The sequence below is a fragment of the Paenibacillus sp. FSL R7-0333 genome (genome assembly GCF_038000365.1).
Lineage (GTDB): Bacteria > Bacillota > Bacilli > Paenibacillales > Paenibacillaceae > Paenibacillus_AQ > Paenibacillus_AQ silagei.
This window is the reverse complement of sequence record NZ_JBBOBZ010000001.1, coordinates 6,315,953-6,332,232: the sequence shown is the minus strand read 5'-3', so window position 1 is coordinate 6,332,232 and position 16,280 is coordinate 6,315,953. Positions and strand designations below refer to the sequence as shown.

Here is a 16,280-nt window from a genome sequence, read left to right as displayed (position 1 = left end):
CCATATCATTAATGAGATAGCCAACATCTGGACTTACAGGGGATGACACCGATGCATAAGAAATGGCTGTACCGACTGATTCTTTCCTACCTGCCGATTCTGTTTGCCGTAGTATTTTGCCTCATTATTCTATTCTTCCTGACCTTAAATGAAGCGATGGAGAGACAGACGGCTCAGGCAAACGGCGTGTACGCGGAAAATGTGCTGCAGATTGTGGACACCACCCTGCGCAACCTGGAGACCACCACGATCAAAAGCCTGCTGCTGGAGGAGAAGGTTGGCAGTTATTTCGACCGGCCGGGGAAGCTTGACCCTTATCAGGATTACGGGGTCGCGGAGGTGCTGCTGGATTTCATGTCGCCGCTGCCGATGATTGATTCGGTCTATCTATACCGCGCAGCCGACGGCAAGGTGCTGATGCAGCATTTCGCCTCCCGCCTGCCGGACTTCGGGGACCGCAGCTTTATTGAGACTGCGATGGGGAATACCCCGAGCTATACCTGGAGCGGAATCCGTGACTTGCAGCTTTTCTCCGGGGAGGACCGGCCGAAATCGGTCATTTCACTTGTGGAGCAGGTGCCTTACTTCTCCGGCGAGCAGGGGCTGATTGTCATTAATGTGCGCAAGGAATCTCTGCAGGCGCTGATTCAGGATATGAACATGGCGAATACAGAAATCTGTCTGAAGGATGCCGGAGGGCGTGCTTTTGCAGGTGCGGATACCTGTTCTGACCCGCAGGTTCAGGATCGGGCGGTTAGCCGGATGTCCCCCTATACCGGCTGGACGATCAAGGTTGGAATGGCGCGGGCGGAGGCCTTCTCGCTGCTGTCGGCCTTCTCCAATATCTGGGCCATTCTGGGCTTTGCGGCTGTCGTTGGCGGGATTGCGGCCATGACCTATATCAGCCACCGGAATTACCGTCCGATTGAGCAGGTCATGAGCCGGATCTACAGGTTCGGAGAGGACCGTTCCTTCGGCTGGAAGCCGCAGAGCAAGGAAGGCGACGAATTTGCCTTCATCGGCCATGCGCTGGAGAGCCTGATCGAGCAGACCAACAGCTATGAGCAGCAGCAGGCCGAGGGGATTCTGCACAGGCGGAATCAGTTATTCAAGGAGCTGCTGGAGAACAGCGGCCAGATGTCGGCGGATAACTGGATCAGGGAAGCGGAACGGATCGGGATGGACGGTGAATTCGCAGGTGCGGTGGTGGGCATTGCCGAGATTGATTTCTATGAGGCTTTTGCCGCAGGTTACTCGGCACGGGATCAGGCATTGTTCAAATTCACCCTGCGCAGTGTGATTCAGGAGATCTGCGAGAAGGAAGGAGTGTCCCTGTGGACTGAGTGGATCGGACCGGGCCGTCTGGGACTGCTGTTCCGCCGTTCTGCCGGCGGGGAGAACGCTGATGGTGCGGCGGAGAAGGCCCTAATGATTGCCGAGAGTGCCTGCTCCTGGGTGAAGCAGCATCTCAAGTTCACGGCTACCTTCGGCATCAGCGGACCTGCCGCCGGTCTCGGCGGCTTATCGGGTGCGTACCGCCAGGCCCTGGGGGCGCTGGACCGCAAAATAACCGCTGGCCCAGGCCGCGTCTATGCGGCGCCTGCCGGAAGCCCGCTGCCTCCGGCTGAAGGAATGGATGTGCTGGTCCAGGCCATCGGTGCCGTTCCCCAGCTGTACCGGCTGGGGAACGCAGAGTGGAAGCCGCTGATCGAGCGGATTTTCGAGCTGCTGGCAGGCGGCAACTACTCCAAGGAGGATATCGTCCGGCTGCTGAGGCTGCTGGAGACCGGGCTGTCCCGGGAGATGCAGGAGCTGCCGCCGGAGATGAAGGGGATTTGGAATAACGGACGGCTGCGGGGCATTCCGCATTCACCGGAGTCTTTTGAATGGATTGAGGAGCTGCACGGGGAACTGGTCTCTTCGCTGGAGGAGATGGAGGAGGCGCTGCGCAGCCTGCGGATGAACCGTGAGCAGTACACACTCGCCAATAAGGTGCGCGAATACATTGGCTGCAATTACGCGGACCCCGACTTCTCCCTGACCCATGTTGCCGATAGCTTCGCCATGAACACCAAGACGGTAAGCCGGATATTCAAGGAGGAGATTGGCGAGAACTTCGTCGATTATCTGGCCCGCCTGCGCATGGAGGAGGCCAAGCGCCTGCTGACCGGAACCTCCGAACCAGTGCAGAGCATCGCGGAGCGCGTGGGGTATCTGTACCCCATGTCCTTCATCCGCGTCTTCAAGAAGCTCGAAGGCATCACGCCGGGCGAATACCGCAAAGCCCAGGGCAGTAGTCCCCTGCATGGTGGTGATAGTGAGGGTGATGGGGAGAGTTAGGCTCATGTGGCCATGTGATGTGAGCGGGGCGCACAGCGATTTGCCAGTTATAGTTGCTGAAGCTACGGGGATATAGGTGTGTAACAAGACGGCCGGGGTTTCCGGCCGTCTTGTTCGTCTGCTTGCTGCTGAGGCGCTGCCATTCTGGAAATCAACTTCGGCGCACGAATGAAGTGCATAAATACACCACATTTTCGCAAATTCACCGTTGGCGCATGTGTGCTGATTTCCTCATACATTTGGTCCATGTGTCTGCGTGCGAGCTGAATGTATGCTGTTTTCCGCATACATTTGGTCCATGTGCCTGCGTACGAGCTGAATGCATGCTGTTTTCCGCATACATTGGTTCACGTGTCTGCGTGCGAGCTGAATGTATGCTGTTTTCCGCATACATTAGGTTCACGTGCCTGCGTGCGAGCCCAATGATGAAGGGTATAAATACACTGCATTTCCGTAAATCTACCGTTGGCGCACGGATGAAGGGATAAATACACCGTATTTACTGGAATTGCATTGTTGCCGCACGAGTCGCTCAGGTGTAACTATCCCCCTTGCATTTTTCTCCCGGAACAAGCCTCTCCTTCATTCCTCAACCATCGCCGGGCCGTCTGCACAGCGCTGAGAGTAAACCGGATTCCGCTGCCGCATCACATGGAGTTTATAGCTGCATTTTTGCATGTCGTTATTATGCTAAAGAAGGGCATGATCGTCAAGGAAGCGGCCCGCCGGATACGGTACTCTAGAAGGGTAGATGACATAAGGCTGGAGGGACACGATGCAGCGTTGTTTATATAGAGCCGAGTGCAGGGAGGATGCTAATCCGTCGACGTTCTGGGAGGCACAGACCGGACTGCTGAATGAACGCATGGATAGGCTGGGCCTTGCGCGGCTTAGTATTTTTCAGGATGGCAAGGAGCTGTTTCTGTACTATGAGTGCACCCGCCGGGAGGTGGAGCCGGAGCAGTTATTTCAGGGTGCGGCAGAGATTTTCAAGGAGTGGCCGGGAGGGGAGCAGCCCCGGTTGTGGGTGCCTATGATGGACATTTTCCATTATCAGCAGCCGGTCTCCGCAGAACATTGGAAGCGCAGTCATGCGGCGGGAATCCCCTACGGAAGAGTGGCGGCGCTGAAGCCGGAGCAGGTCGCAAGCTATGTGTATCACCATTATCAGTATCAGGAGGAGCATCCGGGTGACGGCGACAAATATGGGATTATCGGGCTGCATGAGAACCTGCTGTTTTTTTATTCTGAGCTGCCTGCAACGGTGGAGCCTGCCCCGTACGCCGGGAAGCTTGCCACGAATCTCCGGCCGGACAACTGGGGTGAGGTGATGGACCCGCATTTCAGGAAATGGAGTGAGATGCCGCCAGATCAGGCCATTTGGAAAAAGCTTACGCTCGTCCTAACCATCCCCCGCCCCTATGCGGAAAAAGGAGAATGATTATGTTACGTACATCCATATGTCTCAATGGCGAGTGGGATTTCATGCCGCTCTATGACCAGCCGCGCACTCGTGCCCTTCCGGAGAGATTGCAATACGAGGCCCGCAAAATACAGGTTCCCTCAAGCTGGCGCTACAGCTATACTGCGCCTTCGGGCAGCAAATTCGGCGAAGTCGCCGACCATAATTTTCAGCCCTTCGATGTGTACAGCTACCCGGAGGAATGGAATGCAGCCGAAGCCGGGGTGCTTCACCGCAGCTTTCAGGTGCCGGAGACAATGCTGGAGCAGCGGGTCGTACTTCGGTTCGATGGCATTCTGCAAAAAGCGGCAATCTATCTGGACCGCGAGCGGATTGCGCTCTGGGAGGACGGCTTCCTGCCCTTGCGGCTGGATATCACCGCGCTGGTGAAGCCCGGCCGGGAGCAGCAGCTGCACGTGGTCTGCGGCAGCTTCGACACGGCTGTGCTTCCTTCCGGGGAGACCAAAATCACCGGACTCTCCGGCTCCTGGTTCGGCAGAATCGCCCGGGGCATCTGGCAGGATGTCTTCCTGGAGGCCTGTCCGCCGGTATCGCTGGAGGATCTTACGATCCGCACCTCTGTCCGGCACGGAAGGCTGGAAGTGGATGCCCTGATAAGCGGCACAGAAGACGGTCCCTCATCCGAAGGACTGCGGGTGCTTTTGCAGGTCAGGGAGCGAACGTCCGGCGTTCCGGCCGCACGGACAGAGCCGCCGCACCGGTTGCAGCCGCTGGCGGCCGCCCGGCCGCTGCCCGTACTTGAAGTGGAAGCCGCAGTATCGCTTCTTCCTGCGCTTGCTGCGGAAGGGCGGCAATTATGCTGCACTACCGGCAGCCGGGTGTGGGGCGGAGCGGTATTCAGCCTGCCCTGGCAGGAGGCTATGCTCTGGAGCCCGGATTCTCCTGTCCTGTATGAGCTGGAGCTTGTGCTTCAATCGGGCGATGTGGTTCTGGACCGCCGGAGCGAGACCTTTGGCTTCCGGGAGTTTTGGTGCGAGGGGCCGCAGTTTATGCTAAATGGGATCCCCGTTAATCTGCGGGGGGACTCCTGGCATTTTCAGGGGGCGGCCCAGCAGACAGAGGACTATATCCGGGGCTGGTACCGGATGTGCCGGCAGGCGGGCATTAACAGCATCCGGCTGCATGCGCAGCCGTATCCTTCCGATTATCTGCGGATTGCCGATGAGGAGGGGATGCTGATTGTCGATGAGACGGCTATCTACGGCTCCAGCAAAAGCATGGATGCCGCCCATCCCGACTTCATAGACAATTGCCGTGCGCATGTGCAGCGGCTGGTGCAGCGGGACAAGAATCACCCTTCGGTCATTCTGTGGAGCGTGCAGAACGAGATGCGCTGGGTGGACGGACGGGATCACTACAAGCAGCATATCCCCGGCCTGATCGGGCTGATGAAGGCGCTGGATGCCACCCGCCCGGTCATGGTGGAAGGGGACAACCGCCTGGTCTCCAGGCAGCAGACCGAGGTGGAGAGCCGTCATTACAATATTGACGGCACCATCGCGCAGTGGGACCGGCAGGTTCCGCTCACCTTCGGCGAGCATGGCGGCTGGTGGTATATCTGTCCGCAGAACAGCAGCATGTATACAGGGCTGGACGCCTACCGTGACTCAGATGCCAGTGCTGTCGGCTTGGCTGAGAAGGAGCGGCTGTTCGTGGAATATGCACGGCGGCAGGGCGTCTCAGGCATCTCTACCTTTAACTTTGTCCATTACTTTATGCGGGCGATGCCGGAGCATGAGCTGAAGCTGCCGCAGGCTGATCTGACCACACCCGGTCCCAAGCCTGCCGTGATTCCGGCCTACTCGCTTTCGCTGAACAACGGGCTGCTGCCGGAGGAATATCCGGTCTACAGGCCTAATCCGGCTTTTGCTATTATGGCTGCGGCCTTCAAGCCGGTCACGCTGATTGCCGCCGAATACAACCGCTGCTTCTTCGACGATGCGCCGGTCTCCCGCAGCTTCGATGTCTATAACGATACGCTGTCAGCCCAGGAAGTAACGGTCGAATGTGAAGTCATGCAGGGCGGGCGCAGCGTACACAGCGAGACCTTCCGCTTCCGTCATGAGCCTGCTCAGCGCCGGAGCATCCGGCTGGAGTGGATGCCGGAGGCTGTCCATGGCGAAGGAGCTGGGGTAGCAGTAGGAGATAGGGTAGCAGCAGGAGATGGGACATCAGTACAAGATGGGGCAGGAGTAGGAAAAGGGGCAAAAGGAGGAGAGGGGGCCGGAGTAGGAGCACCAGTAGGAGCACCACTAGGTGAAGGAGAAGCCACTCTGTCCGCACGGCTGTTCCATGCCGGAGAGCTGATGCATGAGTTTAATGTAAGCTACCGCCTGCTGTCCGGGAGTTGCCGGACCGAGCCGGTAGAGATCGCCTTGCCCGCAGCATACATCGGCTCTGACCGGGACTTCCAGGCGATTCACGCGCTGGTGCCCGCTCTGGTCCGGGCAGAGCCGGAAGCGGTAGATAAGCTTGCGGCCGGAAGCCTGCTGATTGTCGGCAGCAAAATGGAGGATAAGGATGGGTCGCTTGACCGGAGGCTGAGAGGATTGGTGCAGCGGGGCGGCCGGCTGCTGCTGCTGGAGCAGCTTCATCTCTCTTGCGGCAGGCTGCCGCTCACCCGCCGGGAATTCATCCGCGCACATAGCGGGGAATACGGGCATCCGGTGCTCCGGGGATTAGGCCCGGAAGATCTGATGTACTGGCATGAGGAGCTGCGCGAGGACGGGCCGCTGCCGATCATCCGGGCGGCGTTCGAGAAGCCGGTGACCGGCGACTTCACCCTGCTGCTGGAATGCAGCGCAGGGGACTTCGGAGACGGCGGCGATCTGTGGTCGCCGCTGCTCGAATACCGCAGCGGAGCAGGCATGTTCCTGGCGAATCAGCTGGAGATCATGGATCATCTCCAGCGGGTTCCCCAGGCGCAGCTGCTGCTGCGCAGCCTGCTGCAGTATGCGGGCCGCGCGGCAGCACCGGCATCTGCCGCCATATCCGGGCCCTCCGCCGCTGCGGCGGCTACCGCACCGGCTACCGCCGCCGGGGCTATCGCTGCCGCCGCCGTCAAGGCTAGCGCCGCAGCCCGGCACGCCGCGCCGGCTACCGTATCCGCGCCTGCGCCAGCCGCGGCACAATCCGCTGCGTTCTGGGTCCGCAGCGACAGTCCGGCGGCAGCCTTGCTCGGCAAGCTCCGCCTGAAGGGCCAGAGCCTGGACAGCGCCGCAGGCTTGTCCGGCCTAACCCCCGGCCTCCTCGTCGTGGAGGCCGCACTGCTGGGCACGCCGGGCGCGGCGGAAGCCGTGCGCCAGGCGGCCCTGGCCGGCGGCAGCGTGCTGGTGCTGCCGGCCGAGCCCGGCGGGCAGGAGGCACTCGCCCGCCTGCTGGACGCTCCCGTGCGCATCGTGCCGCACGGGACGTATCATCTGGCGGCGGACTATGCGCATGCCGCCGTCCAGGGCATCAGCCCCGTCGACCTGTTCGGCTTCGACAAGGTGCATCTCTCGCCCCGGGATGTCGTCAACCGGGAGCTGGCCGGGTACAGGCTGGAGGTACCAGATGCGGAGGTGCTGTGCACTAGCGTCGAAGGCACAGCCTGGAAGGACTATTTCGCCGGGCAGCATACGGCGGAATACAGCAGGCTGGCGCTGGTCGAGCTGAACCGCAGGAAGGCGGCTGCCCCAGGAGCTTTTGTGATCCGGCAGGCGGCCGGAGCGGGAGAGATCCTCTGCTCGCAGCTGCTCGCCGACCCGGATAGCGACAAGAGTCTCAGGCTCTATACGCGCCTGCTCGGCAATCTCGGAGCCTCTTTCGCCGATGAGCTGCTGCTTCATGACAAGGGAGATGCGCAGTGGGCGGTGGAGGCCGTAATGACACTGTTCTGTCCGCCGCATACCGACTACGAGGCGATGAAGGACTACTATACAGATCCCGAGTTCTCCCTGAACAATCTGGGGGAAGGCCTATACGGCTGGATGAAGAAAAAAGAACGGCGCCCGGATGGAACCTTCCTCATCCCCGCACCGGAGGGCCGGCCCCTGTTCCTGAGCTGCTTCGTGCATCTGCCGGAGACGGCGGAAGCAGCCTCAGACAGTGTGAGCAGGGACGGCGCAAGAACCGGCAGACTCCGGGTGAACTCGGCCTGCGCTTTTGACATCTATATGAACGGCAGGCTGGTGCCGGAGCCTGAACAGGAGATTACGCTGGCCAGCGGGGTCAACCGCCTGATCGCCATCGTCCGGGGAGCGCAGGAGGATATTGCCTTCGGCATGGTGTTCCTGCATACAGACGGCACATATATGAATGATCTGGAGTTCCGCCTGACGATGGATGAGGTGGAGCCCAAATGAGCAAGATCAAAGGAGAGGAGCATACCAATATGAACGCCAATGAACCGGTACCATCCGCAGCATCTGCATCATCCACACCACCCGCAGGCCCTTCCGGCCGCGCACAGAGTAACAAGGCTGTAGAAACGCCTTATGGGGTCAGTCTACCTGCGCGTACAAATGAGCTGGACCAGTATTTCGCCTTCAACGATGAGGCGAGGGAGGTGGAGTTCAAGCGGCATGATATGCCGACCCCCTGGCTGAACTATTTATCCAACGGCACCTTCCATACCATGCTGTCCCATGCGGGCGGCGGACTATCATTCTATAAGTCTCCGCAGATCTGGCGGATTACCCGCTACCGTTTCTTCCATCTGCCCACCGACCGCTCCGGCCCGTATATTTATTTGCAGGATGCCGGAACAGGGAGCTACTGGTGTCCCACGTATGAGCCGGCCTTCCGGAAGCCGCAGGAGTGGCGGAGCAGCCATGGCATGGGCTATACCCGCTTTGAAGCGCAGGCGGATGAGCTGGCGGCGAAGACGGTTTATTTTGTCGGGCCCTATGAGAATTCCCTGATCTGGAATCTGACGCTGACGAATAATAGCAGCGAGGTCAAGGAGCTGAACGTGTATGCCTACGCCGAGTTTGGGATGATGGAGTTCATGCGCGAGCTGCAATGGCAATGCTATAACAAGCATCAGGTGTCGGTGCAGTACCATGACAAGGAAGCGCTGATCTACAAATACGGGGTGGAAAATCAGCCCAAGCCGGACGAAACTCCGCTCGTCTATATGATGTCCGATGCACCGCTTGCCGGGTATGACGGAGACCGTGAAGAATTCATCGGCAGCTACCGCAGTGAATCCAATCCGGCCGCTATTGAGCAGGGGGGCTGCACTGGATCAACGATTCTGGGAGGCGACCCCTGCGGCGCACTTCAGGTCCGGGTAAGGCTTGCCCCCGGCGAGACCCGCACCGTGAACTTTTTTCTCGGGACAGCCATGAACGAAGCCGAGATTGAACGGGCCATCGGCCATTCGCGGGAGGCGGATTTCGTCACCCGTTCCTATGCGGCGCTTCAGGAGAACTGGGAGCATTACCTCGGGGCCTGGAGCTGTGAGCTGCCGGATCAGGATGCGCAGCGTATGCTCAACACCTGGAATCCGTACCAGTCGCAGCGGAATTTCCTTTTCTCGCGCAATATTTCGTACTATGCCACCGGCACCTTCCGGGGCGTAGGCTACCGGGATACCGCTCAGGATATTCTGGCAGTCGTACCGTACGATCCCGAAGCAGCCAAGGATAAAGTCCGCCTGCTCCTGGGGCAGCAGTATCAGGACGGGCATGTGAATCATTACTTTTTCCCGAATGAGGGCTGGGACCCGGTGACCAGCATCCATTCGGATGATCACCTGTGGACGGCGCTGGCCGTATGGGACATTCTTGCCGAGACCGGAGACGCGGCATTCCTCCATGAAAATATTCCGTTCTATGACGGCGGTGAAGCGCCGCTCTATGATCATTTGAAGCGGGCGGTGGACTTCACCGTCTCCAATCTGGGGCCGAACGGGTTCCCGCTGATGCTGCGCTCGGACTGGAATGATCAGCTCTTCCACGTATGCCGTGAGGGCAGAGGGGAGAGCACCTGGACAGCGATGCAGTTTGGGACGGTGCTGCTGCGGATGAAGGATTTGGCGGCGGCCTACGGTTCCCTGGAGCATGCGGAGGACTATGACCGGCTCTACGGGGAGCAAAAGTCGCTCGTGAACACGCTGGGCTGGGACGGGCAATGGTTCCGGCGGGCGGTGATGGATGACGGGCGGTATCTGGGTACCGCTGAGCATGAGGAGGCTCAGATCTGGCTTAATGCCCAGACCTGGGCGACTCTGTCCGGGATTGCTGAGCCTGACAAGGGGCTGAAGGCGATGGACAGTGTGCGCGACATTCTCGACACAGAGCTGGGCATCAAAAAACTGCATCCGTCCATCACCACCTTCCCCGATCCCGCCGATCCGTTAACCAACTATAACAAAGGAACCGGAGAGAACGGGGCCGTCTTCTGCCACGCCAATACCTGGGCCATTATTGCGGAGTGCATGCTGGGCAGAGGAGACCAGGCGTACAAATATTACCGCCAGCTCATCCCGAACGTCGCCATGGAGCAAGCCGGAATCTGGCGCTACAAAGCAGAACCGTATGTCTATGCCTCGAACCTGTTCGGCCCGGAGTCCGACCGCTTCGGTCTGGCGAATGTATCCTGGCTGACCGGGACGGCTGCGTGGATGTATGTAGCTGCTACACAGTACATTATGGGCATCAAGCCGGTGCTGGCCGGACTGTCCATTAACCCGTGCATCCCGTCTTCCTGGGAGGGCTTCTCGGTCACCCGGCGGTTCCGTGGCTGCGAGTATGAGATTACCGTGAAGAACAACAGCCATGTCTGCTCAGGCGTCCAAGAAATCCGGGTGGACGGCGAGCGGCTCGAAGGAACAGTCATTCCCGCGTATACGCACAAACAATCAGTGAAAGTGGAGGTCATACTGTAGCCGTATGCTTTCTGTATAGCCAGAGTGTCTAAGTTAGATTCAGAGTATATAAGCAGTGTATAAAAAGTGTCCCGCTAACGGCTTTAGCAGCGCCCCGGCGGGACTTTTTGTTAGTGTTCAACGACAGCCGGTTGATGCAACCCCCTCTTTCCCAAAAATCAGGCTTGCCCCAGGGTTTACTTTTACGCCTGGCGTGGTATAGTATAGTTATAAGTTGCACGAAGGAAATATAGTTGCTCTATTGCAACAATGATTATCATTCTCATTTATCTCTCAGTCATTATCCTCAACTACCATACCCATTCAACATGCTGTCCCGGCGATGCCGGGGCAGCATGTGTCATTTTAAGGGTGTTAATAATGGCTCTCATTCTCAAGTGTGCGCTTAACCAAAACCATTCAGGAAGGTGATTGTTCATGCAAGCAACCTCGAAATCAATGCCCAAATCCATAGCGCGTCAAGGAGGGGCGCAGCAGCCCCGCACTCCGGGACCGCGCCGCTTCGATCCGCTGGCGATGATCAGCAACTCCGAAATGCAGGCCGCTCTGGGGAGCGGGCTGATTATGCTTATAGCCTGGGCCGTCAGCGGCTGGTCGGAGGTCTTATCCGTAATTCTCTATGTGATCTCTTACACCCTTGGCGGCTGGATGAAGGCGAAGGAAGGCGTGGAGACGCTGGTCAAAGAGCGTGACCTTGATGTCAACCTGCTGATGATTGCCGCTGCGCTGGGTGCCGCCTCCATCGGGTACTGGAATGAAGGGGCAATGCTGATCTTCATCTTCGCCCTGAGCGGGGCGCTGGAGAGCTACACCATGGAGCGCAGCAAGAAGGACATCTCCGCCTTGCTGGCCCTCAAGCCTGCCACAGCGGTCCGTATTGAGCAGGGCGCGATGAGTGAGGTAGCTATTGATCAGCTCATGCTGGGAGATCTGCTGCTGATCCGTCCGGGTGAGCTGGTTCCTGCTGACGGCAAGGTATGCCGGGGGGAGTCGTCTGTGAATCAGGCCTCCATCACGGGAGAATCGCTTCCCGTAGACAAAACTGCCGGCAGTGAAGTATTCGCCGGTACTGTTAATGGAGAAGGCCCTCTTTATATAGAAGTGACGAAGACTGCCGAGAATACGCTGTTCGCCAAAATCATCCGCATGGTGGAAGAGGCAGAGAACGAAGTGCCGGATTCGCAGCGTTTTATCAAACGGCTTGAATCCGTATATGCCCGAGTTGTCGTGGCTGCCACGGTCCTGCTGATCACCTTGCCGCCATTTGTGCTGGACTGGAGCTGGAGCAATACGTTCTACAAGGCAATGGTGTTCCTGGTCGTTGCTTCCCCGTGTGCGCTGGTATCCTCCATCATGCCCGCCATGCTGTCGGCCATCTCCAAGAGCGCCCGCAAAGGCATCCTGTTCAAAGGCGGGGTACATCTGGAGAATATGGCGCGGACCTCGGTCGTTGCTTTTGACAAAACGGGTACCCTGACGGAAGGCATCCCGCAGGTCACGGACTTCATCGCCGGAGAAGGCTATGTGCGGGAAGAGCTGCTGGCCGTGAGCGCCTCTATTGAGAAGCTGTCGGGGCATCCGCTGGCAGAGGCCATTGTCGCGCTGGCGGAAGCGGAACAGATCGGACTGCGGGATATTGAAGAGAGCCAGTCGGTCACCGGCTGGGGAATTGAAGGCGTCATAGACGGCCAGCTGTGGCGGATCGGCAAGTCGAATCTGCTGGATGAAGCGGAAGGGGCGGCTGCCGGGGCGGATACGGACCATTGGAAGGCTCTGCGCAGCAGGCTGGAACAGGAAGGCAAAACGGTATCGCTGATCCTTGCCGGAGAGACGATCGCCGGAATGATTGCCCTGCAGGACACTGTGCGCCCCCAGGCGGCGGCTGCCGTGCGCAAGCTGCATGATCTAGGGATCAAGGTAGCGATGCTGACCGGTGACCGCGAGGCTACAGCCCGGGTCATTGCGGGTGAGAGCGGCGTCGATCTCGTGTTCGCCGGGCTTTTGCCGGAAGATAAGGTATCACACATCAAGGCGCTGCGGGAGCAATACGGTCATGTCATCATGGTAGGCGACGGGGTGAATGATGCACCTGCGCTCGCAACCGCAACAGTTGGCATGGGCATGGGGATGAAGGGCAGCGGGGCTGCCCTAGAGATTGCTGATGTGGTGCTGATGAATGACAACATTGAGGAGATTGCCGGGACGATTGCCCTGGCGCGCCGGACGCAGCGGATTGTGAAGCAGAATATGATTTTTGCCGTAACGGTCATTGCCGCCTTGATGATCAGCAACTTTGTGCAGGGGATTGCGCTGCCGTTCGGGGTGGTCGGGCATGAGGGAAGTACGATTCTCGTCATCCTTAACGGCCTGCGTCTTTTGCGATAACACTTTAGATTGCTTAAAATTGAATTGTTCACAAAAAGGAGCGTTTACAACGGGTCTGGCATATTGACAACTCCCCTTGAGGTGATCATAATAAATACTAGATTATAATTATTTTAAATAAGGAATGGCGTCTTTTCCGTCCATCTCAAGGGGGATATCATCATGTACAAATCAATTATTGTCGGTACTGGACCGGCCGGATTGACAGCTGCTATATATTTGGCCCGTGCGAACCTGAACCCGCTCGTTATCGAAGGTCCGCAGCCAGGCGGACAGCTTACAACTACAACGGAGATCGAGAACTTCCCGGGATTCCCGGAGGGCATTCTGGGTCCCGATCTGATGGATAATATGCGCAAGCAGGCTGAGCGATTCGGAGCACAGTTCGTGACCGGCTGGGTGAACAGCGTGGAGCTGGGCGACCGTCCGTTCAAGCTTAACGTGGAAGGCATGGGTACACTGATTACGGATACGCTGATTATCTCCACGGGTGCCACAGCCAAGTATCTCGGAATTCCCGGGGAACAGGATAATATTGGCCGCGGGGTCAGCACTTGTGCTACCTGTGACGGATTTTTCTTCCGCGGCAAAGAGATCGTGGTGGTCGGCGGCGGCGATTCCGCGCTTGAAGAAGCGGGCTTCCTGACACGTTTTGCATCCAAGGTAACCCTGGTGCACCGCCGCGAAGAGCTGCGGGCCTCGAAGATTATGCAGGACCGTGTCCGCGATAACGCCAAAGTGACCTGGGGACTGAACCGTACCCCTGTTGAAGTGATTGCCGAAGACAAGGGTGTAACCGGCCTGAAGGTGATCAACAACGAGACTGGCGAAGAAGAGTTCATTGAAGCCAGCGGGGTATTCGTGGCGGTTGGCCATCATCCGAATACGGCATTCCTGGGCGGACAGATCACTACGGATGCGAACGGTTATATCGTATCGAATCCCGGCACCTCCGAGACGAACATTCCCGGCGTATTCGCCTGCGGCGACGTGCAGGATACCCGTTACAGACAGGCCATTACGGCTGCGGGCAGCGGCTGTATGGCAGCTATGGACGCCGAGAAATATATCGAGAGCCTGGAGCATAGCGCGGTAATTATGTAAGCCCGGCATTTGGAAAAGCAGAGATTCGGGTGCTACAATAGATCTCAGAGTCTAATACTTAGATACGAGGAGGAAATCATACTATGGAGAATGTCATTGTGTACACATCGACGAATTGCCCGCATTGCCGTCAGGTGAAAAGCTTCCTGAGCGATAAAGGGGTAGCGTACGAAGAACGCAACATCGAGCAGAATGAAGAGTATGCCCAGCAGGTGTGGGATATGGGCATGAGAGCTGTGCCGATTACGGTGATCGGGGATATGAAGATCGTCGGTATGAACAAGACCAAGTTCGACAAGGCTTTGGCTGCAACAGAATAATAGCCGGTAGTCCTGAAATAAATAGAGCCGCTTCCCGGTGGGAGGCGGCTTTTTGCGTGCTTGCGGAGGAAAAACAACATTTAAATCTGCCCGTTTGCCTGCTTCAGCGAATATGAACAATCTTAAATGCTGCTTCTCCACTTGCTTACGTTATTACTGTCTGCTTGCAGGCCTCAGGTAAGAGACATGAACATCTGAAAGACAGCATAGACGGCAATGCCGCTGACGATAAGGAGGAATCCCGATTTCTTCCGCGACTGGAACAGACGCAGGACACCGAGGCTGACGAGCGGAGCAATGATGAGCAGCAGCAGCAGCACCGCGATGAACATCTTCGCCGAAATATCAGACGTATCAACATAAGTCATGGATTCTCTCTCCATTTCAGAAAAAAGGGTGTGGTGACAAATGTCACACAAGTATCCTTATTATATAGGATAGCCACTCCTTTTAGAGCAGGAAATGCAGAAAAAAATGCGGCGATTTTAAGAAATATAAGAGTTTAAGAGTCTATAGAGTGACGCGGATGTTGCCCAGAAAATGCATCACCGCTGAAAAACCCGCTCCAATCATGGTTCCCCGGCTTCCCAGCCTGGAGAAGGTGATTTCGAGCTGCTGTTTGTGGTAGGGGAGGGTACGCTCAGCTACCACCCGGCGCAGCGGCTCGCCGAGCCACGGCTCCGCCTCCGATAGAGCACCGCCGATCACGATCAGCTCTGGGTTGAAGCTGTTGATCAGATTGGTCACTCCGATCCCCAGATACTCGCCAATGGAGTTGAAATGGCTTAGCGTATCGGGCTGCCCCTCAAGCGCATACTTGACCAGTCCGGTCGTTGTGCGGGCCGGGAGGGCGAGGCCGGGGTTATCATAGGTTTTCTCGGAGGCGTATAGCTCCCAGCAGCCCCGGCTGCCGCAGCTGCAAGGCTTGCCTTCCGCTTCAATCGTCATATGTCCGGTCTCACCCGCATAGCCGCGCGCGCCCTTGTACAACTCTCCGCCGATAATAATCCCCGACCCGATCCCCGAGCCTGCGCTGATATACAGCAGATGGCGCACATCGCGGGCCGCCCCGAAGTTCAGTTCACCCTGAGCCCCTGCGTTGGCCTCATTATCAATGGTGACTGGCACCGCGAAGGCGCTTTCCAGAATCGAACGCAGGTCTACCATCTCCCAGCCCAGGTTGGGCGCGAACAGGACAACGCCGTGCTCATCGACCATTCCTGGGACGCCGACACCAATGCCGACGAGTCCGTAAGGAGAAGGCGGAGCCGTAGCGATCAGCTCCGAGATCATCTGCTGCATCTGCCCGAGCACATAAGGGAAATCGTGGTTCTCCAGCACACTGTCCCGTTCATGAAGAATGCCGCCCCCCAGATTGCAGAGTACAGCCTTAAGCTGTTTCACGCGCAGCTCGATCCCGATCACACTACCAGCCATTTCGTTAAAATGCAGCATCAGCGGCTTACGCCCGCCGCTGGATTCTCCGGGTCCAGCCTCGGTTACGAGCTGCTGCCCGCATAGCTCGGCTACCAGATTGGAGACGGTAGCTTTATTCAATCCTGTCACCTCGGACACCTTGGCCCGCGAGATGGGGGAATGCATACGGATGGTATGTAAAATAATCGATTTGTTTATTTTTTTGACCAGCGCCTGATCACCGGTAACTTTCAAGCAGCACACTTCCTTTTACAATATAAGAATTTATCAGAATAGAACCGACAGATTACGGGGCCCTTGCGCAGGCGGGAAGAGGGTAGCTGTGAAGACGCTCTCCGCT

The 16,280-nt window shown here is 57.8% G+C and carries 9 protein-coding genes; 7 read left to right on the top strand and 2 right to left on the bottom strand.

The window, feature by feature from the left end; translation table 11 throughout:
* Window positions 1-51 precede the first annotated feature (51 nt).
* From MKY86_RS26835 to MKY86_RS26805, 7 genes are all read left to right on the top strand, one after another.
* Window positions 52-2,340 (top strand): helix-turn-helix domain-containing protein, encoded by a 2,289-nt coding sequence (locus MKY86_RS26835; RefSeq protein ID WP_076080377.1) that lies wholly within the window; start codon window positions 52-54, stop codon window positions 2,338-2,340.
* A gap of 775 nt (window positions 2,341-3,115) precedes the next feature.
* On the top strand, window positions 3,116-3,781 hold the full coding sequence (locus MKY86_RS26830) for a hypothetical protein (RefSeq protein ID WP_076080379.1): 666 nt from the start codon (window positions 3,116-3,118) through the stop codon (window positions 3,779-3,781).
* Window positions 3,782-3,783: 2 nt separating this feature from the next.
* Window positions 3,784-8,166 (top strand): glycoside hydrolase family 2, encoded by a 4,383-nt coding sequence (locus tag MKY86_RS26825; protein WP_076080381.1) that lies wholly within the window; start codon window positions 3,784-3,786, stop codon window positions 8,164-8,166.
* On the top strand, window positions 8,163-10,694 hold the full coding sequence (locus MKY86_RS26820; RefSeq protein ID WP_076080383.1) for a GH36-type glycosyl hydrolase domain-containing protein: 2,532 nt from the start codon (window positions 8,163-8,165) through the stop codon (window positions 10,692-10,694). The genes MKY86_RS26825 and MKY86_RS26820 overlap by 4 nt, the downstream gene beginning before the upstream one ends.
* A 417-nt stretch (window positions 10,695-11,111) precedes the next feature.
* Window positions 11,112-13,079, top strand: coding sequence for a heavy metal translocating P-type ATPase (locus MKY86_RS26815; RefSeq protein ID WP_076080385.1), 1,968 nt, complete (start codon window positions 11,112-11,114; stop codon window positions 13,077-13,079).
* A gap of 162 nt (window positions 13,080-13,241) precedes the next feature.
* Window positions 13,242-14,183 carry a thioredoxin-disulfide reductase gene (gene trxB, locus MKY86_RS26810; RefSeq protein WP_036730365.1) on the top strand — a complete coding sequence of 314 codons (942 nt, stop codon included), beginning with the start codon at window positions 13,242-13,244 and terminating at the stop codon, window positions 14,181-14,183.
* Window positions 14,184-14,266: 83 nt separating this feature from the next.
* Complete coding sequence (locus tag MKY86_RS26805) at window positions 14,267-14,503, top strand: glutaredoxin family protein (protein WP_036694922.1); 237 nt, start codon at window positions 14,267-14,269, stop codon at window positions 14,501-14,503.
* 173 nt (window positions 14,504-14,676) lie between these two features.
* On the opposite strand, the gene MKY86_RS26800 is transcribed toward MKY86_RS26805, so the two are convergent.
* Both MKY86_RS26800 and MKY86_RS26795 read right to left on the bottom strand, forming a co-directional pair.
* Window positions 14,677-14,871 (bottom strand): hypothetical protein, encoded by a 195-nt coding sequence (locus MKY86_RS26800; RefSeq protein WP_076080388.1) that lies wholly within the window; start codon window positions 14,869-14,871, stop codon window positions 14,677-14,679.
* Between the two features lie 142 nt (window positions 14,872-15,013).
* Entirely contained in the window at window positions 15,014-16,174 is a 1,161-nt protein-coding gene (locus MKY86_RS26795; RefSeq protein WP_076080390.1) for an ROK family transcriptional regulator, read from the bottom strand.
* Window positions 16,175-16,280 lie beyond the last annotated feature (106 nt).

What these genes read in the sequence shown, in the direction of transcription:
- MKY86_RS26835 (WP_076080377.1), top strand. Translation starts at nt 52, where the DNA reads ATGCATAAGAAATGGCTGTACCGACTGATTCTTTCCTACCTGCCGATT.
- MKY86_RS26830 (WP_076080379.1), top strand. Translation starts at nt 3,116, where the DNA reads ATGCAGCGTTGTTTATATAGAGCCGAGTGCAGGGAGGATGCTAATCCG.
- MKY86_RS26825 (WP_076080381.1), top strand. Translation starts at nt 3,784, where the DNA reads ATGTTACGTACATCCATATGTCTCAATGGCGAGTGGGATTTCATGCCG.
- MKY86_RS26820 (WP_076080383.1), top strand. Translation starts at nt 8,163, where the DNA reads ATGAGCAAGATCAAAGGAGAGGAGCATACCAATATGAACGCCAATGAA.
- MKY86_RS26815 (WP_076080385.1), top strand. Translation starts at nt 11,112, where the DNA reads ATGCAAGCAACCTCGAAATCAATGCCCAAATCCATAGCGCGTCAAGGA.
- trxB (WP_036730365.1), top strand. Translation starts at nt 13,242, where the DNA reads ATGTACAAATCAATTATTGTCGGTACTGGACCGGCCGGATTGACAGCT.
- MKY86_RS26805 (WP_036694922.1), top strand. Translation starts at nt 14,267, where the DNA reads ATGGAGAATGTCATTGTGTACACATCGACGAATTGCCCGCATTGCCGT.
- MKY86_RS26800 (WP_076080388.1), bottom strand. Translation starts at nt 14,871, where the DNA reads ATGACTTATGTTGATACGTCTGATATTTCGGCGAAGATGTTCATCGCG.